The organism is Streptomyces sp. NPDC042346, assembly GCF_055581845.1.
Map to the genome: position 1 here is coordinate 1,561,178 of NZ_JBVJEH010000001.1, position 20,557 is coordinate 1,581,734.

Genomic DNA, 20,557 nt, shown 5'->3' on the forward strand with positions numbered 1-20,557 from the left:
CTCGCCGACGGCGACACCCACGACCCGCCCCTGCCGCTGGCGACAGGAGGCTCATCCCCCAACGGCGGACCGACATGACGGCCGCCACTACTCCGGAGGTTGCGAGACCCATGACTCTGATGAGCTCTCAGAGGCGCAGAATCGCCGCGGGCGCACTGCTGGCGGCGGCCGTGATGGTCGTCACCACCGCGTGCGGCGGCGACGGCGGCAAGTCGGGCGACAAGGACGGCAAGACGGGTGCGGCCGGCTTCAACGCCGCCGTGAACAAGGTCTCCAACGCCTCGGACAAGAAGGGCGGCGAGCTGAAGTTCATCGGCTCGCAGGAGGCCGACAACTGGGACCCGCAGCGCGGCTACTACGGCTTCGTGTGGGACTTCGCCCGCTACTACACCCGCCAGCTCGTCACCTTCAAGGCCGAGCCGGGCGCCGCCTCCACCGAGCTCGTCTCGGACCTCGCCACCGACACCGGCAAGGTCTCGGCCGACGGCCTGACCTACACCTTCACGCTGAAGGACGGGATCGCCTGGGAGGACGGCAAGCCGATCACCTCCAAGGACATCAAGTACGGCATCGAGCGCATCTGGGCCCAGGACGTCATCTCCGGCGGCCCGATCTACCTGCAGCAGGTCCTGGACCCCAAGGGCGACTACAAGGGCCCGTACAAGGACACCTCCGCGGACAAGCTCGGCCTGAAGGCGATCGAGACCCCGGACGACAAGACCATCATCTTCAAGCTGCCGGTCGCCAACGGTGACTTCCTGCAGATGCTGGCCATGCCCGCCGCCTCCCCGGTCCGCCAGGACAAGGACACCAAGGCCAAGTACGGCCTGAAGCCCTTCTCCTCCGGCCCGTACAAGTGGCAGTCGTACACCCCGAACAAGTCGATCAAGCTCGTCCGCAACGACAAGTGGGACGCGAAGACCGACACCGTCCGCAAGGCGCTGCCGGACAGCGTCAGCGTCACGTTCACCACGAACGCCGACGACATGGACAACCGTCTGGTCGAGGGCGAGTACGACCTCGACATCAACGCGACGGGTGTCGGCGCCGCCGCGCGCCAGAAGGTGCTCCAGCAGCACAAGGGCAACGTCGACAACCCGCAGACGGGCTTCATCCGCTACGCGGTCTTCCCGCAGACGGTCATCCCCAACATCGAGTGCCGCAAGGCCATCATCTACGCGGCGGACTCCAAGTCCCTCCAGACCGCCCGTGGTGGCCCGCAGGGCGGTGGCGACATCGCCACCAACATGCTGCCGCCGGCCCTCAAGGGCGCCGACCCGAAGGCCGACCCGTACGGCAAGCTCGCGGGCGCGCCGGACCTCGTCAAGGCCAAGGAGGCCCTGAAGAAGTGCGGTAAGCCGGGCGGCTTCAAGACCAAGATCGCGGTCCGCAACAACAAGAAGGTCGAGATCGCGACCGCCGAGTCCCTCCAGCAGTCGCTGCTGAAGGCCGGCATCGACGCCCAGATCGAGCAGTTCGACGGCGCCCAGACGTCCGGCATCATCGGTTCGCCGAAGGTCGTCAAGGACAAGGGCTACGGCATCATCATCATGGGCTGGGGCGCCGACTTCCCGACCGGGCAGGGCTTCCTCCAGCCGCTGGTCGACGGCCGCTTCATCCTCCAGAGCGGTAACAACAACTTCTCCGAGCTGAACGACAAGGCCGTCAACGGCCTGTTCGACCAGGCGCTGAAGGAGACCGACCCGGTCAAGGCCGGCGAGCTCTACAAGCAGATCAACACGAAGGTCTCGGAGGCCGCGGTCTACCTGCCCTTCACCCACGAGAAGAACATCATCTGGCGCAGCTCCCGGCTGACCAACGTCTACACGGCGGACGCCTACAACGGCCGCTACGACTACGCGTCGCTCGGCGTCGTCAAGTAATCCGACCCGCTTCACCGGCGCACCACCCGCCGCCAGGTCCGAAGGGCAGGTGATGGCCGAGGGCGGCGGCAGGGGAATCCGATCGGGTTCCCCTGCCGCCGACCGGCCGACCGCATGCTTGCATACATAGTCCGACGGCTCTTCGCAGTCGTCGTGATGCTGCTCGTCGTCACGCTCGTGACGCTCAGCATCTTCTTCCTCATCCCCAAGATGACCGGCAGCGACCCTGCCGCGATGTTCGTCGGCAAGCAGGCGGATCCGGCTTCCATTGAGGGCATCCGTCAGAAGCTGGGCCTGGACGAGCCGATCCTGGTTCAGTTCTGGCACTTCGTCTCCGGCATCTTCGTCGGCCGGGACTACACGGGCGGTGGCGACACCATCCACTGCGCGATGCCCTGTTTCGGCTACTCGTTCCGCACCGAGCAGGACGTGTGGACGATGCTGGTCGACGCCTTCCCCGTCACCCTGTCCATGGTCCTCGGCGCCGCGGTGCTGTGGCTGGTCCTGGGTGTGTCCACGGGCGTGATCTCCGCACTCAAGCGCGGCACGATCATCGACCGCGCGGCCATGATCACCGCGCTCGCGGGCGTCTCGCTCCCCATCTTCTTCACCGCCATGCTGGCGATGCTCGTCTTCCGCACCCAGCTCAAGTGGGTCGACGCCTCGTACACGCCGATCACCGAGTCCTTCACCGGCTGGTTCGGCGGGCTCCTCCTGCCCTGGGTCACCCTCGCCTTCCTGTACGCGGCGATGTACGCGCGGCTCACCCGCGCCACCATGCTGGAGGTCCTCGGCGAGGACTACATCCGTACCGCCCGGGCCAAGGGTCTGCCGGAGCCGGTCGTGCTCGGCAAGCACGCGATGCGCTCCACCATGACCCCCATCCTGACCATCTTCGGCATGGACCTCGGCGCCCTCGTCGGCGGCGCGATCCTGACGGAGACCGCGTTCAGTCTCCACGGCCTCGGTGGCCTGGCCATCAAGGGCGTGAGCGAGCGTGACCTGCCGCTGATCCTGGCCGTCACCCTCATCACCGCCGCCTGCGTGGTCCTCGCCAACCTCGTCGTGGACCTTCTGTACGCGGTGATCGACCCCCGAGTGAGGCTCGCATGACGGACAAGCTGACGAAGACGGGCGCGGCGCTCGGAGAGCCCGTCGCGCCCGCGAAGGACGCCCCGTCGGACGCCTTCCTCGACGTACGCGACCTGAAGATCCACTTCCCGACCGACGACGGTCTGGTCAAGTCGGTCGACGGCCTCAGCTTCCAGCTGGAGAAGGGCAAGACCCTCGGCATCGTGGGCGAGTCCGGCTCCGGCAAGTCGGTCACCTCGCTCGGCATCATGGGCCTGCACACGGTCGGCCAGTACGGCCGGCAGAAGGCGAAGATCTCCGGCGAGATCTGGCTCAACGGCCGCGAACTGCTCTCCGCGGACCCCGACGAGGTCCGCAAGATGCGCGGCCGCGAGATGGCGATGATCTTCCAGGACCCGCTGTCCGCGATGCACCCGTACTACACGATCGGTCACCAGATCGTGGAGGCGTACCGCGTCCACAACAACGTGGACAAGAAGACGGCACGCCGGCGGGCCGTCGAACTCCTCGACCGGGTCGGCATCCCCGAGCCCGCCAAGCGGTTCGAGAACTACCCGCACGAGTTCTCCGGCGGCATGCGGCAGCGCGCGATGATCGCCATGGCGCTCGTCAACAACCCCGAACTGCTCATCGCGGACGAGCCGACCACCGCGCTCGACGTGACCGTGCAGGCGCAGATCCTCGACCTGATGCGGGACCTCCAGAAGGAGTTCGGCTCGGCGGTCGTCATCATCACCCACGACCTCGGCGTCGTCGCCGAGCTCGCCGACGACATCCTCGTGATGTACGGCGGGCGCTGCGTCGAGCGCGGGCCGGCCGAGTCCGTCTTCTACGAGCCGCAGCACCCCTACACCTGGGGCCTGCTCGGCTCGATGCCGAGGATCGACCGCGAGCAGACCGAGCGGCTCATCCCGGTCAAGGGCAACCCGCCCAGCCTCATCAACATCCCGAGCGGCTGCGCCTTCAACCCCCGCTGCCCGTACGCGGACGTCCCCAAGGGCGGCATCACGCGCACCCAGCGACCGGAGCTGGCCCTGGCCGGGGACCGCCACTTCTCGGCCTGCCACATGCCGCAGGAGGAGCGGACCCGTATCTGGACCGAAGAGATTGCGCCGAAACTGTGAGCGAGACCATGGAACCCCTCCTCAAGGTCACCGGCCTGAAGAAGCACTTCCCCATCAAGAAGGGGCTTCTCCAGCGGCAGACCGGTGCGGTCAAGGCGGTCGACGGGATCGACTTCGAGGTCCTGCCCGGTGAGACCCTCGGCGTCGTCGGCGAGTCCGGCTGCGGCAAGTCCACGATGGGCCGGCTCATCACCCGGCTCCTCGAACCGACCGACGGCACGGTCGAGTTCCAGGGCAAGGACATCTCCCACCTGGGAGTCGGCGGGATGCGCCCGCTCCGCCGCGACATCCAGATGATCTTCCAGGACCCGTACGGCTCGCTGAACCCGCGCCACACGGTCGGCACGATCGTCTCCGCGCCCTTCAAGCTCCAGGGCGTCGAGCCCGAGGGCGGTGTGCGCAAGGAGGTCCAGCGCCTCCTCGGCCTCGTGGGCCTCAACCCCGAGCACTACAACCGCTACCCGCACGAGTTCTCCGGCGGTCAGCGCCAGCGCATCGGCATCGCCCGCGCGCTGGCCCTGAAGCCGAAGCTGGTGGTGGCGGACGAGCCGGTGTCGGCCCTGGACGTCTCCATCCAGGCGCAGGTGGTCAACCTCCTGGACGACCTCCAGCAGGAAATGGGCCTCACGTACGTGATCATCGCCCACGACCTGTCGGTCATCCGGCACGTCTCGGACCGCATCGCGGTGATGTACCTGGGCAAGATCGTGGAACTCGCGGACCGCAAGTCCCTCTACGAGAACCCGATGCACCCGTACACCCGCGCCCTGATGTCCGCGGTCCCGATCCCGGACCCGCGCCGCCGGGGCGCCAAGAGCGACCGCATCCTGCTCACCGGCGACGTCCCGTCCCCGATCGCCCCGCCGCCCGGCTGCCGCTTCCACACGCGCTGCTGGAAGGCGACGGAGGTCTGCAAGACCCAGGAGCCCCCGCTCCTGGAACTCCGCCCGGGCCAGCGCGTGGCCTGCCACCACCCGGAGAACACGGACGCCCTGACGATCCCGGGAGCCCGGGAATCGGTAGAGATCACCAAGCCGGAGGAGAAGCCGACGGAGCCGGCGTCGACACCGAAGGCCACGGAGCCGCCGGCCGAGGCGGGTCCCAAGGCCGAGGCGGGATCCAAGGCCACGGCCAAGGCCGAGCCCGAGGTCGAGACGGACGCGGCCGAGGCAGACGCGGCCGAGCCCGATGTCGATGCGGCGGAGCCCGCCGCTGAGGCCGAGGCGCAGTCGTCGCCCGAGGGCGACGCGCCGAAGGCGTGACACCGAGAGGCCCCTGCCGCACCACTGCGGCAGGGGCCTCTGGCGTACGCGCCGTCCGGCTGCGGCGGGGTGCTGCCCGTGGTCTGTCGGCGGACGGCCTGCGGGCCGGGTGTGCGGGTTCTGGGCGGAGTCCCGGTTCCCCGTCTCGGCTTGCTGCGGCAGGGGCCTCTGGTGTGCCGCCCGCAGGTGGGTGCGCGGGGCGGGGGCGGGTGTGTCGCGCCGTGCAGCGGGCGCGTGGGCGGGGGGTCGGGGGCGGAGCCCCCGGTCCCGTCAGGGTTTCGGGGAGGGGGGTGGGGGAGTCACCGACCCCGCCCCGAACACCCGGCACAATTGGGCGGTGCTCCACGATCTGTTCAGCCCCGATGTCCAGCACGCCCTGGATCTCGTCGGCATCTTCGTCTTCGCCATCTCCGGCGCCCTCCTCGCCGTCCGCAAGAACTTCGACGTCTTCGGCATAGCGGTCCTCGCCGAGGTCACCGCCCTCGGCGGCGGGCTCCTCCGCGACCTGATCATCGGCGCCGTACCCCCGGCCGCCTTCGCCGACCTCGGCTACTTCGTCATGCCGCTGGTCGCGACCGTCCTCGTCTTCTTCCTCCACCCGGAGGTCGAGCGGACCCAGACCGCCGTCAACGTCTTCGACGCCGCCGGCCTCGGGCTCTTCTGCGTGACCGGCACGACGAAGGCGTACGACTACGGCCTCGGTCTCACCTCCTCCGCCGCGCTCGGGCTCGCGACCGCCGTCGGCGGCGGTGTCCTGCGGGACGTGCTCGCCAACGAGGTGCCGTCGCTGCTCCGCTGGGACCGCGACCTGTACGCCGTCCCCGCGATCGTCGGCGCGACGATGGTCGTCCTCTGCATCCGCTTCGACATGCTCAACGCCTTCACCAGCGGCGCCGCCGTCCTCACGGCCTTCGTCCTCCGCCTCCTCGCGATGCGCTACCACTGGCGCGCGCCCCGCGCCTGGAACCGCCGCTCCTCCGCCCGTGAGGAACCAGAAAAAGCTACCGCTCAGTAATGGGCTGGGGTACCGTCGACGGTATGAGCACGAGCACCGAGACGACCGCCTCCGAGGCGACCGCCGTCGAGACCGCGAGCGAGTTCGACCGCGACACCGCCGTCACCCTCCGGGCCCCCGGCGTCTACGACGCCGACCTCTCCGCCGGCTGGACGATCATCCAGGCCGTCAACGGCGGCTACCTCCTCGCCCTGCTCGGCCGCGCCCTCGGCGACCACCTACCGCACCCCGACCCGTTCACGATCTCGGCGCACTACCTCACGCCGTCCGTGCCCGGCCCCGCGGTGATCCGGACCGAGACCGTCCGTACCGGCCGGACCCTCTCCACCGGACAGGCCTCGCTCTTCCAGTACGCCGAGGACGGCACCGAGGTCGAGCGCATCCGCGTCCTCGCCTCGTACGGCGACCTCGACGCCCTCCCCGACGACGTCCGCACCACCGCGACGCCGCCCGCGATGGCCGCGATCGAGAACTGCTTCAGCGCCGCGGACAACCCGGCCCCGAGGATCCCCGGCTCCTCCGCCATCGCCGACCGGCTGGACCTCCGCCTCGACCCGGCCTGTGTCGGCTGGGCCGTCGGCGCCCCGTCCGGCAAGGGCGAGATGCGGGCCTGGTTCGGCCTCGCCGACGGCCGCGAGCCGGACGCGCTCTCCCTGCTGCTCACGGTCGACGCGCTCCCGCCGACCTCCTTCGAGCTCGGCCTCAAGGGCTGGACCCCGACCGTGGAGCTCACCACCCACATCCGCTGCCGCCCGGCCCCCGGCCCGCTGCGGGTCTCCATCACGACCCGCAACCTCGCCGGCGGCTTCCTGGAGGAGGACGCCGAGGTCTGGGACAGCGCCGACCGCCTGGTGGCCCAGTCCCGCCAGCTGGCCCGCGCCCCGCGCGGCTGAGCCTCCGGGCGACCCGCGCGACGAGGCGGGCGGACGGGGGGCGGACAGGCAGGCGGACGGGGGGCGGACAGGCAGGCGGACGGGGAGCGGACAGGCAGGCGGACAGGGCGGCGGACGGTGCGCGCAGGGGCGTAAACAGGCCAGACGCCGAGGCCGCCGCGGTGGACTCGTAGAATCGACCCACCATGGCTTACCTCGACCACGCCGCGACCACGCCCATGCTGCCCGAGGCGATCGAGGCGATGACCGCCCACCTCGCCGTCACGGGCAACGCCTCCTCCCTGCACGCCGCCGGACGGCGCGCCCGGCGGACCGTCGAGGAAGGGCGCGAGACGCTCGCCGCCGCGCTCGGTGCGCGGCCCAGCGAGGTCGTCCTCACCTCCGGCGGCACCGAGGCCGACAACCTCGCCGTGAAGGGCCTCTACTGGGCCCGCCGCGACGCCGACCCGCGCCGTACCCGCGTCCTCGCCAGCCCGGTCGAGCACCACGCCGTCCTCGACGCCGTGGACTGGCTCGCCACGCACGAGGGCGCCGAGGTCGAGTACCTGCCCGTCGACCGCTACGGCCGCGTCCACCCCGAGGCCCTGCGCGAGGCGATCGCCCGCGACCCCGATTCCGTCGCGCTCGCCACCGTCATGTGGGCGAACAACGAGATCGGCACCGTCATGCCGGTCCGTGAACTCGCCGACGTCGCCGCCGAGTTCGGTGTGCCTCTGCACGCCGACGCCGTACAGGCCGTCGGTCAGGTTCCGGTCGACTTCGCCGCCTCCGGCCTCGCGGCGATGACCGTCTCCGGCCACAAGATCGGCGGCCCGTACGGGATCGGCGCCCTGCTCCTCGGCCGCGAGTACACCCCCGTGCCCGTCCTGCACGGCGGCGGCCAGGAGCGGCACGTCCGCTCCGGCACCCTCGACGTGCCCGCCGTCGCCGCCTTCGCGGTCGCCGCCCGGCTCGCCACCGAGCGCCGCGAGGAGTTCGCCCGGGAGGTCGGCGCCCTACGCGACGAGCTCGTCACCGCCGTCCGTACGGTCGTGCCCGACGCGATCCTCGGCGGCGACCCCGCCGAGCGGCTCCCCGCCAACGCCCACTTCACCTTCCCGGGCTGCGAGGGCGACTCCCTGCTCCTGCTGCTCGACGCCGCCGGCATCGCCTGCTCCACCGGCTCCGCCTGCACCGCCGGCATCGCCCAGCCCAGCCACGTCCTGCTCGCCACGGGCGCCGACCCGGACCTGGCCCGGGGCACCCTGCGCTTCTCCCTGGGCCACACCTCCACGGAGGAGGACGTGGCGGCGGTCGCCGAGGCGATCGGCCCGGCCGTGGAACGGGCGAGGACCGCGGGCCTCAGCTGAGGCGCGAGCCGTCACGGCCTCACACGGGCTTCTTCGACGCCTCGCGCACCAGCCGCAGATAGCGGTCCCAGTCCCAGTGCGGCCCGGGGTCGGTGTGGTCGGTGCCCTCGACCTCCACGTGCCCGATGACGTGCTCCCGGTCCACGGGTATCCCGTACCGGGAGCAGATGTCGGCCGTCAGCCGCGCCGACCCCGCGTACATCTCCGCCGTGAAGTCCTGCGGCCGGTCGACGAAGCCCTCGTGCTCGATGCCGACGCTCCGCTCGTTCATGTCGCGGTTCCCCGCGTGGAACGCGACGTCGAGCTCCCGGATCATCTGCGCCACATGACCGTCCTTGCGGACGACGTAGTGCGCGGCGGCCCCGTGCCCCGGGTTCTTGAAGACCTTCAGCGCCGTCGCGTAACTGCCCTGGACGACATGGATCACGACCCGGTCTATGACGTAGTCGTCCGGCCGGTCGGCCCGCCGCCAGTTCGCCCGCGCCGCCGACGTCCACTCCGCGCCCTTGTGGTCGAGCTCGCCGTCGACCCGCTTCTTCTCCATCCCCGGCAGCCGCCACCACGCGCGCGCCAGCTCGTCCCTGGCCAGTGCGGCCGTCCCCAGGACGGCGACCCCGCCGCCGAGCAGCACGGCCCGCCGCCCCACCCGCCTGTCCGACCCGCTTCCGCCGCTCCCCTTGCTCCCCATGCACCAGAGAACGCTTACTCCCGCGACCTTGGTTCCCGCGCCCCGTACCCTGGTAGGGCTATGACTCAGACTCCGCCCCCGCGCCCCCTTCGCGTCCTCGCCGCCATGTCGGGCGGCGTGGACTCCGCCGTCGCCGCCGCCCGTGCCGCCGAAGCAGGCCACGACGTCACCGGCGTGCACCTCGCGCTCTCCGCGAACCCGCAGTCGTTCCGTACCGGAGCACGCGGCTGCTGCACGATCGAGGACTCGCGCGACGCGCGCCGGGCCGCCGACGTCATCGGCATCCCGTTCTACGTGTGGGACCTCGCCGAGCGGTTCCGCGAGGACGTCGTCGACGACTTCGTCGCCGAGTACGAGGCCGGCCGCACGCCGAACCCGTGCCTCCGCTGCAACGAGAAGATCAAGTTCGCGGCGCTGCTCGACAAGGCCCTCGCCCTCGGCTTCGACGCGGTCTGCACCGGTCACTACGCCACGGTCGTCCTCAACGACGACGGCACGCGCGAGCTGCACCGCGCCTCCGACATGGCCAAGGACCAGTCGTACGTCCTCGGGGTGCTCGACGAGAAGCAGCTCGCGCACGCGATGTTCCCGCTCGGCGACACCCTCACCACCAAGGACGAGATCCGGGCGGAGGCCGAGCGGCGCGGGCTCGCGGTCGCGAAGAAGCCCGACAGCCACGACATCTGCTTCATCGCCGACGGCGACACGCAGGGCTTCCTCGCCTCCCGCCTGGGCAAGGCCGAGGGCGACATCGTCGACGAGGCCGGCGCGAAGGTCGGCACCCACGAGGGCGCGTACGGCTTCACCATCGGCCAGCGCAAGGGCCTGCGGATCGGCCACCCGGCCGCGGACGGCAAGCCCCGCTACGTCCTCGACATCTCGCCCGTGAACAACACGGTCACGGTCGGCCCGGTCGAGGCCCTGGACGTCACCGCCCTCACCGCGATCAGGCCCCGCTGGTGCGGCACCGCCCCGGAGGGCGAGGGCCGCTACACCGCCCAGCTCCGCGCCCACGGCGGCGAGACCGAGGTGACGGCCGCCCTCGTGGACGGCGAGCTCACGGTCGCCTTCGACGAGCCGGTCCGCGGCGTCGCCCCCGGCCAGGCGATCGTGCTGTACGACGGCACGCGCGTCGTCGGCTCGGCCACGATCGCCACGACGACCCGCCGCACGACGGAGCCCACGCCGACGCCCACGCCCGCGTAACCCCAGGGCCGCACAGGTCCTAGCCAGCCCCGCTCGTCTCCCGCTCCTCCGCCAGGAACTCCTCCAGGACCGGAGCCAGGACGTGCGGGGCCACCTCGTAGGTCTGGCCCGTCAGGGTGCGGTGGCGGGCCCGGGGGAGCGCCGCCGTCAGGGCGCGGGCCGCCCGGCGCGTCCACGCCGGGCTCGCGCCCCCGTCGACGACCAGCACGCGCGCGTGGACCCCGGCGAACCGCCGCTCCGGCACCGTCCCGTCGCCGAGGACGGCGTGGTCGTACGCGAGCGTGGCCGCCAGCTCCTCCCGCCCGAGCCACGCCTCCGCCGGTACGGCCGACTCCGCCAGGAACAGGTCGAAGGCCGCGCCCCGCTGCCCCCGGTCGAGCAGCGCCGCTGCCCGGCCGTGCAGCGCGGCGGCCTCCGCCGAGTACGGCGGCTCGTACACCGACACCGGCCCGGCCGACAGACCGGCGGCCACCGCGGCGAGCACCAGGGCGCCCCCCGTGCCCACCCCGTGCAGGGCCGCGCCGCTCCCGGCCTCCCCGACGACCGCCGCCAGGTCCTCGATCTCCCGCTCCACCGCGTACGGCCCGGTGTCACCGCTCCCGCCGCGCCCCCGCCGGTCGTACGTCACGACCGAGAAGCGCCCGGCCAGGAGCCCCGCGAGGGGCCGCTCGCTCGCGGCCGTGCACAGCGCCCCGCTCACCAGGACCAGCGGCGGTCCGTCCCCGGCCCCGTACCGCTCGTACGCGATCGTCGTCCCGTCCCGTGACGTGACCCGTCCCCGGACCCTGCTCAGCGTGGTGTCCACCTCGTCCATGGCAGTGCAGACCCGGCCCGGCACCGGAACTCATCGCCGCGCGCCGAGATTTCCCGAAGAATCTTGGAAGCCGCTGGTCAGGCCCGGACACCCTCTACCGTGGAGCGCATGAACATCTGCGTCTTCCTCTCCGCCGCCGACCTCGACGAGCACTACACCGCTCCGGCGCGCGAGTTCGCCGGCCTCCTCGGCAAGGCCGGCCACACCCTCGTCTGGGGCGGCTCCGACACGGGCCTGATGAAGGTCGTCGCGGACGGCGTCCAGGGGGCGGGCGGCCGGCTCGTCGGCGTCTCCGTCGAGTTCCTCCAGTCCAAGGCCCGCCCGGGCACGGACGAGATGGTCGTCGCCCGGGACCTGGCCGAGCGCAAGGCGCTCCTCCTCGCCAAGTCCGACGCGATCGTGGTCATGGTCGGCGGCATCGGCACGCTCGACGAGGCCACCGAGATCCTGGAACTGAAGAAGCACGGCAAGCACACCAAGCCGGTGGTCCTGCTCAACACGGCGGGCTTCTACGACGGTCTGAAGACCCAGCTCCGCCGCATGGAGGACGAGGGCTTCCTGCCGATGCCGCTCGCCGACCTCGTCCTTTTCGCGGAGGACGGCCCGACGGCCCTCGCGTACCTGGAGGGGAACATCGCCTCCCGCTGATGCGAGCATGGTGCCCATGGCTACACATGTGATCACCGGAGCCGGTTCCGGCATCGGCGCGGCCGTCGCGCGCCGCCTCCACGCGCGCGGGGACGAACTCGTGCTGCACGCGCGCGACGCGGGGCGGGCCAAGGAGCTCGCCGCGCGGTTCCCCGGCGCGCGGACCCTCGTCGGGGACCTGGCCGACCCGGACCGGCTGTCCTGGGCCTTCTCGCACCAGAGCATGCCGGAGCAGGTGGACAGCCTGCTGCACATCGCGGGCGTCGTCGACCTCGGACCGGTCGGGGACCTCACCCCGAAGACCTGGCACCACCAGCTCAACGTCAACCTGATCGCCCCGGCCGAGCTGACCCGGCACCTCCTGCCCCAGCTGCGGGTCTCCCAGGGCCACGTCGTCTTCGTGAACTCGGGCGCCGGGCTCGCCGCGCACGCCGAGTGGAGCGCGTACGCCGCCTCCAAGCACGGCCTCAAGGCCCTCGCCGACTCCCTGCGCCACGAGGAGCACGCCAACGGCGTGCGGGTGACCTCGGTCTACCCGGGCCGCACCGCGAGCCCGATGCAGGCGAAGGTGCACCAGCAGGAGGGCAAGGAGTACGAGGCGTCGAAGTGGATCGACCCGGAGTCGGTCGCGACGGCGATCCTCACCGCGATCGACCTGCCGCGCGACGCCGAGATCAACGACCTGACCGTCCGTCCGGGCCGGTAGGACGGTGGACATGAGCGACCCCGACACGAGCGACACGAGCACCACGAGCGCCACGAGCGTCTTCGGCCCCGCCACCGGCGTCGGGTCCCTGCCCGGCGGCGACGCCCGGGAGGCCGCCAGGGCGGCCACGGGCTCCTTCGAGCACTTCCCGTTCCTGCCGGAGCTGCCGGCCCGCGGGCCCGGCGCCGACATGATCGGCCGGACCATCGGGATGCTCGTCGACCTGTACGCGCACGTCGAGCCGAGCGGCTGGCGGATCAGCGACCGGCCCGGCCGCGACACCAAGCGGGCCCGCTCCTGGCTCGGCGAGGACCTGGACGCCCTGGAGGAGTTCACCCAGGGGTACGAGGGCCCGCTCAAGGTCCAGGCCGTCGGCCCGTGGACGCTCGCCGCGGCCCTGGAGCTGCGCGGCGGCGAAGCGGCCCTCCGCGACGCGGGCGCCTGCCGCGACCTGGTGGGCTCCCTCGCCGAGGGGCTCCGCACCCACCTCGCGGAGCTGGCCAAGCGGATCCCCGGGGCCCGGATCGTCCTCCAGCTCGACGAGCCCTCGCTCACCGCCGTCCTGCGCGGGCAGGTCCGCACCGCCAGCGGCTACCGCACCTACCGGGCCGTCGACCGGCAGGTCGTGGAGAGCGCCCTGCGGGACGTCGCCACGGTCCACGACGGTCCGGTCGTCGTCCACTCCTGCGCCCCCGACGTCCCCTTCGCGCTGCTGCGCAGGGCCGGCGTCGCCGGGGTCTCGTTCGACTTCGGGCTCCTCACCGAACGTGACGAGGAGACGATCGGCGAGGCCGTGGAGGCCGGGACGAAGCTCTTCGCCGGTGTGGTGCCGTCCACCGACGGCCCGTTGTCGGACCCGGGCGGTAGCGTCATGGGTGTCAGGACGCTGTGGCGCAGGCTGGGGCTGAATCCGGGGACTCTCGCGGAGTCCGTGGTCATCACTCCCACGTGCGGGCTCGCGGGCGCTTCGCCCGCCTATGCCCGTGCGGCGCTCGCCCATTGCGCCAAGGCGGCGAGATCGCTCGCGGACAACCCAGAGTGACCGGGTTTCGAGGCACGGGAGGACGGACGAAGGTGGCAGTCGAACAGGGGGCCCTGCCCGCCGAGGCACGGGAGAAGCACGCCGAGCTCGCGGAGCGGGTCGAGGAGCACCGCTTCCGGTACTACGTGAAGGACCAGCCGGTCGTCAGCGACGGCGAGTTCGACACGCTCCTGCGCGAGCTTGAAGCGCTGGAGGAGGCGTACCCGGAGCTGCGGACGCCGGACTCGCCGACCCAGAAGGTCGCCGGGCAGTACGAGACCGACTTCACCTCCGTCGAGCACCGCGAGCGCATGCTCTCGCTGGACAACGCCTTCGACGACGAGGAACTCGCCGCCTGGGCCGAGCGGATCGCGCGGGACGTCGGCACCCCCGACTACCACTACCTGTGCGAGCTCAAGGTCGACGGCCTCGCCGTGAACCTGACGTACGAGCACGGGCGGCTGACCCGGGCCGCGACCCGCGGCGACGGCCGCACGGGCGAGGACATCACGCCCAACGTGCGGACGATCGCCGACATCCCGGACCGGCTGCACGGCGACCGCGTCCCGGACCTCGTCGAGATCCGCGGCGAGGTCTACTTCCCGATGGAGGCCTTCGAGGGGCTCAACGCCCGCCTGGTGGAGGCGGGGGACAAGCCCTTCGCCAACCCGCGCAACGCGGCCGCCGGTTCGCTGCGCCAGAAGGACCCCAAGGTCACGGCCTCCCGCCCGCTCCACATGGTGGTGCACGGCATCGGCGCCCGCGAGGGCTTCGAGATCTCCCGGCTCTCGGAGACGTACGAACTGCTCCACGAGTGGGGCCTGCCGACCGCCCGGCACAACCGCGTGGTCGACTCGCTCGACGGCGTGCGGGATTTCATCGCGTACTTCGGCGAGAACCGCCACTCCGTGGAGCACGAGATCGACGGGGTCGTCGTCAAGCTCGACGAGATCCCCCTCCAGGGCCGGCTCGGCTCCACGGCGCGCGCCCCCCGCTGGGCCATCGCCTGGAAGTACGCGCCGGAGGAGGTCAACACCAAGCTGGTCGACATCAAGGTCGGCGTCGGCCGCACCGGGCGCGTCACGCCGTACGCGCAGGTGGAGCCGGTGACGGTGGCCGGGTCCGAGGTCGAGTTCGCCACCCTCCACAACCAGGAGGTGGTGAAGGCCAAGGGCGTGCTGATCGGCGACACGGTCGTGCTGCGCAAGGCCGGTGACGTGATCCCCGAGATCCTCGGGCCCGTCGCCGACCTGCGGGACGGCAGCGAGCGGGAGTTCGTGATGCCCGCCGAGTGCCCCGAGTGCGGGACGCCGCTGAAGGCGATGAAGGAGGGCGACATCGACCTCCGCTGCCCGAACGCCCGGACCTGCCCGGCCCAGCTGCGCGAGCGGCTCTTCTTCCTCGCCGGGCGGCAGTGCCTGGACATCGAGAACTTCGGCGCGGTGGCCGCGGCGGCGCTGACCAACCCCCTTCCGCCGTCCCCCAAGCTCTCGGCTTCGCTCGAGCAGGGGGCACCCCCATCGCCGCCGCTCGTCGACGAGGGCGACCTCTTCGACCTCACCATCGAGCAGCTCCTTCCGATCAAGGCGTACGTCCTCGACCCGGACAGCGGGCTGCCCAAGCGCGACCCGAAGACCGGCGAGGAGAAGATCGTCACGATCTTCGCCAACCAGAAGGGCGAGCCGAAGAAGAACGCCCTGGCGATGCTGGAGAACATCGCGGCGGCCAAGGAGCGGCCGCTCGCCCGCTTCATCAACGGCCTGTCGATCCGGCACGTGGGTCCGGTCGCGGCCGAGGCGCTGGCCCGTGAGTTCCGCTCCCTGGAGCGGATCGAGCAGGCGAGCGAGGAGGAGCTGGCGGCCGTCGACGGCGTCGGCGGGATCATCGCGACCGCGGTGAAGCAGTGGTTCGCCGAGGAATGGCACCGCGAGATCGTGCGCAAGTGGCGCGCCGCCGGAGTGTCGCTTGAGGACGAGGGCGCCGGGGAGGACGTGGGACCGCGTCCGCTGGAAGGTCTCACGGTCGTCGTGACCGGCACCCTGGAGAAGTTCACCAGGGATGGCGCAAAAGAGTCCCTCCAGGCGCTCGGAGCGAAGGTGACCGGTTCCGTTTCGAAGAAGACCGCCTTCGTGGTGGTCGGCGAAAACCCTGGTTCGAAGTACGACAAGGCGATGCAGCTGAAGGTTCCGGTTCTGGACGAGGAAGGCTTCTCGGTCCTGCTCGAACAAGGTCCCGAAGCCGCTCGCGAGGCCGCGGTGGCGGTCGCCGAATAGCCGCTGCCGGCCCCGCCAGAGGTCACCCGTTCGGCGCATACCAGATCGTTACGGGTGGCCAGGCCGCATTCGGGCAAGAGAGGGAGAGCGCTGCCCGTCGGAGCCCTCGGCGGCCTACTGTGGTGACTGTGCGTCCTGTCCCGCACGTCCGCGCGAGGGCTGCCGGTCGTGCGCGCAAGGACGAACGGCCCGGTGGCGGTCGCATGGCGGACGGCCGGACGACGGACCGGCCGCGCGAGCGCGGCCCATCGCACACCGACGGCACCGCCGCCTGTGAGAGGGACGGGAATGGAACCGACCGAGAGCGCCGCCCCGGCCCCACGGCCGTACGGCCGTGTGGTCCCCACGGGCCTGACCTCCCGGCTGCCCGCAGCCGTGGTGGGCATCGCCGCCGTCGTGCTCGTCGTCGGCCTCCAGCGGGCCCTGAGCACCGGCCATGGACTCTTCCCCGGCGGCGGCACCGGCTGGTCCCTCGCCGTCCTCACCGGCCTCATCGTCGGCCACCTGGTCGCGCTCGGCCGCGACCGCTGGTGGGGCGGCACGGGCTCCGGCGCCGCCCTCACCCTCGCCGTCCTCCTGCTGTACGGCTGGGTGCCCGCCGGACTCGTCTCGCTGACCGTCGTCGCCCTCGTCGGCGCCGCCCGCCGGCACCGCTGGCGACAGGGCCTGCTGCACGGCGCCGCCGACGTCCTCGGGGTCGGCGCCGCCGCCCTCGTCCTCGCCCTCTTCGGCGACGTACCGTCCGTCGAGCAGCCCTGGCAGCCCCTCGACTGGACGATCGGGGACGTCCCGGAGGTCGTCCTCGCCGCGGCCGCCTACCTCGTGGTGACCCGGGTCCTGCTGTGGTACACGCTCGCGCCCCAGGGCCGCGGACTGCCCACCATCGCCCGCACCGCCCTCCTCCGGCAGGGGCTCGTCGCCGTCGCCCTGCTCGGCATCGCCCCGCTCATCTGCGTCGTCGCCGCCACCCGGCCCGTCCTCCTGCCCCTCTTCGCCGTCCCCCTCATCGCCCTCGACTCCACCCTCTGGATCGCCCGCGCCCGCGCCGAGGAACAGCTGCGCGACCCGCTGACCGGGCTCCCCAACCGCCAGTGGCTCCTGGAGCGGGCCTGGACGGCCCTGGAGGAGGCCGAGGGAGAAGGCGCCCGCGCCGCCCTCGTCCTGATCGACCTCGACCGGTTCCGCTCGGTCAACGACACCCTCGGACACCTCGCGGGCGACCGGCTGCTCCTCCAGATCGCCGAGCGGCTCCGCCTCGCCCTGCCCCGCGGCGCCGAGGCCGCCCGGCTCGGCGGCGACGAGTTCGCCGTCCTGCTGCCCACCTGCGACTCCACCACCAGCGCCCAGCGCGTCGCCCGCCACCTCGTCGCCGAACTCTCCTCCCCGCTCGACCTCGACGGACTCACCCTCGTCCTGGAGGCCAGCGCCGGCGTCGCCGTCTTCCCCGACCACGCCCTCGACGCCGAGGGCCTGCTGCGCCGCGCCGACGTCGCCATGTACCAGGCCAAGCGCGACCGCACGGGCGTCGAGGTCTACGAGTCGAAGCGCGACTCCAACACCCCCGACCGGCTCGGACTCCTCGGCGACCTGCGCCGCGCCCTCGACGCCGGCGAGGTCGAACTCCACTACCAGCCCAAGGTCCGCTTCGACGGCCAGGTCGCGGGCCTGGAGGCGCTCGTCCGCTGGGTCCACCCGGAGCGCGGAAAGGTCCCGCCGGACGAGTTCATCGCCATCGCCGAGTCCTCCGGCCTGATGCCCCACCTCACCGAGTACGTCCTGGAGACCGCCCTCGCGCAGGTCGCCCGCTGGCGCGCGCAGGGCCTCAACGTCCCGGTCGCCGTCAACGTCTCGCCGCGCGACGTCCACACCCCCGGCTTCGCGGGCGCCGTCGCCGCCCGCCTCGCCCGCCACGGCGTCCCGGCCGGCGCCCTCCAGCTGGAGATAACGGAGCACGTGCTCCTGGAGGACCCCCAGCGGGCCGCCGACACGCTCAACGGCCTCACCGGCCACGGCGTCAAGATGTCCCTCGACGACTTCGGCACCGGCTACTCCTCCCTCGTCCACCTGCGCCGGCTGCCCGTCAGCGAACTGAAGATCGACCGCTCCTTCGTCGCCCGGCTCGCCGTCGACACCGAGGACGCCGAGATCGTCCGCTGCACCCTCGACCTCGCCCACTCCCTCGGCCTCCTCGTCGTCGCCGAGGGAGTGGAGGACGACGAGACCTGGGAGCGCCTCCGCGACCTGGGCTGCGACGCGGTCCAGGGCTGGCTGGTCGCCGCCGCGATGCCGCCCGCCGAGGCGACCGCCTGGCTCCTGGCCCGCGGCGAGCACGGCTGGCGCCGCCCCGTCGACATCGCCGCCGACCTCGCCGCCGAGGTCGACCTCGACCACCCCTCGGGCCAGGTCGTGCAGTAGGGGCGACCCGGCCGGGGGCGGAGAGGGGTAACGGCACGGGGAGCGGCACCGGCCCCATAGGATGGGCCAACACCATCAAGCTCACCCCGTGAGGATCCGCATGCCTGGCATCACGCGCGAGGAGGTCGCCCACCTCGCACGGCTGGCGCGTCTGGAGCTGAAGGGCGAAGAACTCGATCACTTCGCCGGCCAGCTCGACGACATCATCGGCGCGGTCGCCCGCGTCTCCGAGGTCGCCGACCAAGACGTACCGCCGACCTCCCACCCGCTGCCGCTGACCAATGTCATGCGCGCGGACGAGGTCCGTCCGTCGCTCACCCCCGAGCAGGCGCTCTCCGGCGCCCCGGCCCAGGAGCAGCAGCGTTTCAAGGTGCCGCAGATCCTGGGGGAGGACTAAGAAGTCATGACGGACAACATCATCATCAAGCTCACGGCCGCCGAGATCGCCGGGAAGATCGCCGCGGGCGAGCTCACCGCCGTCGAGGTCACCGAGGCCCACCTCGCCCGTATCGAGGCCGTCGACGAGAAGGTCCACGCCTTCCTGCACGTCGACCGCGAGGGCGCCCTCGCGCAGGCGCGCGCCGTCGACGAGAAGCGTGCCCGCGGCGAGAAGCTCGGCCCGCTCGCCGGCGTCCCGCTCGCGCTCAAGGACATCTTCACCACGGTCGGCATTCCGACGACCGTCGGTTCGAAGATGCTGGAGGGCTGGATCCCGCCGTACGACGCGACCCTGGTCAAGAACCTCAAGGCCGCCGACGTCGTCATCCTCGGCAAGACCAACATGGACGAGTTCGCGATGGGCTCCTCCACGGAGAACAGCGCCTACGGCCCGACCGGCAACCCCTGGGACCTGACCCGGATCCCCGGCGGCTCCGGCGGTGGCTCCTCGGCCGCCCTCGCCGCGTACGAGGCCCCGCTCGCCATCGGCACGGACACCGGCGGCTCCATCCGCCAGCCCGCCGCCGTCACCGGCACCGTCGGCGTCAAGCCGACCTACGGCGCGGTCTCCCGCTACGGCATGGTGGCCTTTTCCTCCTCCCTCGACCAGGGCGGCCCCTGCGCCCGTACGGTCCTGGACGCGGCCCTCCTGCACGAGGCGATCGCCGGGCACGACCCGCTCGACTCGACGTCCATCGACGCCCCGGTCCCGCCGGTCGTCGAGGCCGCGCGCAACGGCTCGGTCGCCGGCATGCGCGTCGGCGTCGTCAAGCAGTTCCGCGGCGAGGGCTACCAGGCCGGTGTCGTGCAGCGCTTCGACGAGTCCGTCGAGCTGCTCAAGTCGCTGGGCGCCGAGATCGTCGAGCTGGACTGCCCGACCTTCGACCTGGCCCTCTCGGCGTACTACCTGATCGCGCCGTCCGAGTGCTCCTCGAACCTGGCCCGCTTCGACGCCATGCGTTACGGCCTGCGGGTCGGCGACGACGGCACGCGGTCCGCCGAGGACGTCACCGCCCTCACCCGTGAGGCCGGCTTCGGCGACGAGGTCAAGCGCCGCATCATCCTCGGTACGTACGCGCTGAGCTCCGGCTACTACGACGCGTACTACGGCTCGGCCCAGAAGGTCCGCACCCTCATCACCCGCGAGTTCGAGAAGGCCTTCGAGGAGGTGGACGTGATCGTCTCCCCGACGACCCCCACCACCGCCTTCCCGATCGGCGAGCGCGCCGACGACCCGATGGCGATGTACCTCGCGGACCTGTGCACCATCCCGACCAACCTGGCCGGCAACGCCGCGATGTCGCTTCCCTGCGGTCTCGCGCCCGAGGACGGGCTGCCGGTCGGTCTGCAGATCATCGCTCCCGCCCTCAAGGACGACCGTCTGTACAAGGTCGGCGCCGCCGTCGAGGCCGCGTTCGTGGAAAAGTGGGGGCATCCGCTGCTCGAGGAGGCTCCGTCGCTGTGAGTACCAGTGCACTGCAGAAGGCCAAGGGCTTCAAGAAGTCCAAGACCGGCACGTACCTGTCCATCGGCACCACCGCGTTCGGCCTGCTGGGCGTGGTCAAGCGGGGCCGCGCGGCCCGCAGTGAGCACGACACGCTCAAGCTGCTCGACGCCGTCGTCTCCGCCGCCGCCATCGCCACCGGCGTCGCTCTCCTCGTGCGCGAGCTCAAGCGCATCGGTGACGACGACGTCCTGTTCGGCTGAGGCCGAAGGCATCAGAGGGAATT

General features: G+C 71.8%; 18 protein-coding genes. 16 read left to right on the forward strand and 2 right to left on the reverse strand.

Translation table 11 applies throughout. The features are described 5' to 3' along the window. Positions 1-110: 110 nt before the first annotated feature. The 7 genes from ACZ6K0_RS07370 to ACZ6K0_RS07400 all read left to right on the forward strand — a co-directional run bounded on the left by ACZ6K0_RS07370 (position 111) and on the right by ACZ6K0_RS07400 (position 8,618). Positions 111-1,883 (forward strand): ABC transporter substrate-binding protein, encoded by a 1,773-nt coding sequence (locus tag ACZ6K0_RS07370; protein ID WP_376399736.1) that lies wholly within the window; start codon positions 111-113, stop codon positions 1,881-1,883. A 114-nt stretch (positions 1,884-1,997) separates the two neighbouring features. After that, positions 1,998-2,996, forward strand: coding sequence for an ABC transporter permease (locus ACZ6K0_RS07375; RefSeq protein WP_376399733.1), 999 nt, complete (start codon positions 1,998-2,000; stop codon positions 2,994-2,996). Next, positions 2,993-4,099, forward strand: a complete 1,107-nt coding sequence (locus ACZ6K0_RS07380; RefSeq protein ID WP_376399730.1) for an ABC transporter ATP-binding protein — start codon at positions 2,993-2,995, stop codon at positions 4,097-4,099. Before ACZ6K0_RS07375 ends, ACZ6K0_RS07380 begins: the two co-directional genes overlap by 4 nt. An 8-nt stretch (positions 4,100-4,107) precedes the next feature. Beyond that, on the forward strand, positions 4,108-5,361 hold the full coding sequence (locus ACZ6K0_RS07385; RefSeq protein WP_376400485.1) for an ABC transporter ATP-binding protein: 1,254 nt from the start codon (positions 4,108-4,110) through the stop codon (positions 5,359-5,361). 337 nt (positions 5,362-5,698) lie between these two features. Further along, complete coding sequence (locus ACZ6K0_RS07390) at positions 5,699-6,376, forward strand: trimeric intracellular cation channel family protein (RefSeq protein ID WP_376399727.1); 678 nt, start codon at positions 5,699-5,701, stop codon at positions 6,374-6,376. Between the two features lie 23 nt (positions 6,377-6,399). After that, positions 6,400-7,269 carry a thioesterase family protein gene (locus ACZ6K0_RS07395; RefSeq protein WP_376399724.1) on the forward strand — a complete coding sequence of 290 codons (870 nt, stop codon included), beginning with the start codon at positions 6,400-6,402 and terminating at the stop codon, positions 7,267-7,269. 185 nt (positions 7,270-7,454) lie between these two features. Then, on the forward strand, positions 7,455-8,618 hold the full coding sequence (locus ACZ6K0_RS07400; protein WP_469227585.1) for a cysteine desulfurase family protein: 1,164 nt from the start codon (positions 7,455-7,457) through the stop codon (positions 8,616-8,618). 19 nt (positions 8,619-8,637) lie between these two features. Here ACZ6K0_RS07400 and ACZ6K0_RS07405 read toward each other — a convergent pair whose 3' ends face one another. Further along, on the reverse strand, positions 8,638-9,306 hold the full coding sequence (locus ACZ6K0_RS07405) for an N-acetylmuramoyl-L-alanine amidase (RefSeq protein ID WP_469227584.1): 669 nt from the start codon (positions 9,304-9,306) through the stop codon (positions 8,638-8,640). A gap of 60 nt (positions 9,307-9,366) precedes the next feature. On the opposite strand from ACZ6K0_RS07405, the gene mnmA reads away from it, so the two are divergent. Continuing rightward, positions 9,367-10,512, forward strand: coding sequence for a tRNA 2-thiouridine(34) synthase MnmA (gene mnmA, locus ACZ6K0_RS07410; RefSeq protein ID WP_469227583.1), 1,146 nt, complete (start codon positions 9,367-9,369; stop codon positions 10,510-10,512). A gap of 19 nt (positions 10,513-10,531) precedes the next feature. On the opposite strand, the gene ACZ6K0_RS07415 is transcribed toward mnmA, so the two are convergent. After that, on the reverse strand, positions 10,532-11,326 hold the full coding sequence (locus ACZ6K0_RS07415; RefSeq protein ID WP_469227582.1) for an alpha/beta fold hydrolase: 795 nt from the start codon (positions 11,324-11,326) through the stop codon (positions 10,532-10,534). Between the two features lie 108 nt (positions 11,327-11,434). Between ACZ6K0_RS07415 and ACZ6K0_RS07420 the strand changes: the two genes are divergently transcribed. From ACZ6K0_RS07420 to ACZ6K0_RS07455, 8 genes are all read left to right on the forward strand, one after another. Continuing rightward, on the forward strand, positions 11,435-11,974 hold the full coding sequence (locus tag ACZ6K0_RS07420) for an LOG family protein (protein WP_376399710.1): 540 nt from the start codon (positions 11,435-11,437) through the stop codon (positions 11,972-11,974). A 7-nt stretch (positions 11,975-11,981) separates the two neighbouring features. Further along, entirely contained in the window at positions 11,982-12,680 is a 699-nt protein-coding gene (locus tag ACZ6K0_RS07425; protein WP_469227581.1) for an SDR family oxidoreductase, read from the forward strand. A 10-nt stretch (positions 12,681-12,690) separates the two neighbouring features. Continuing rightward, positions 12,691-13,722 (forward strand): methionine synthase, encoded by a 1,032-nt coding sequence (locus ACZ6K0_RS07430; RefSeq protein WP_469227580.1) that lies wholly within the window; start codon positions 12,691-12,693, stop codon positions 13,720-13,722. 32 nt (positions 13,723-13,754) lie between these two features. Beyond that, positions 13,755-15,974 carry an NAD-dependent DNA ligase LigA gene (gene ligA / locus ACZ6K0_RS07435; RefSeq protein ID WP_469227579.1) on the forward strand — a complete coding sequence of 740 codons (2,220 nt, stop codon included), beginning with the start codon at positions 13,755-13,757 and terminating at the stop codon, positions 15,972-15,974. A gap of 288 nt (positions 15,975-16,262) precedes the next feature. Beyond that, positions 16,263-18,389 (forward strand): putative bifunctional diguanylate cyclase/phosphodiesterase, encoded by a 2,127-nt coding sequence (locus ACZ6K0_RS07440; protein ID WP_376399699.1) that lies wholly within the window; start codon positions 16,263-16,265, stop codon positions 18,387-18,389. A 100-nt stretch (positions 18,390-18,489) separates the two neighbouring features. Further along, entirely contained in the window at positions 18,490-18,786 is a 297-nt protein-coding gene (gatC, locus tag ACZ6K0_RS07445; protein ID WP_015036350.1) for an Asp-tRNA(Asn)/Glu-tRNA(Gln) amidotransferase subunit GatC, read from the forward strand. 6 nt (positions 18,787-18,792) lie between these two features. Further along, positions 18,793-20,292, forward strand: coding sequence for an Asp-tRNA(Asn)/Glu-tRNA(Gln) amidotransferase subunit GatA (gatA, locus tag ACZ6K0_RS07450; RefSeq protein WP_024756531.1), 1,500 nt, complete (start codon positions 18,793-18,795; stop codon positions 20,290-20,292). Then, positions 20,289-20,534, forward strand: a complete 246-nt coding sequence (locus ACZ6K0_RS07455; RefSeq protein ID WP_267045990.1) for a hypothetical protein — start codon at positions 20,289-20,291, stop codon at positions 20,532-20,534. The genes gatA and ACZ6K0_RS07455 overlap by 4 nt, the downstream gene beginning before the upstream one ends. Positions 20,535-20,557: the final 23 nt, after the last annotated feature.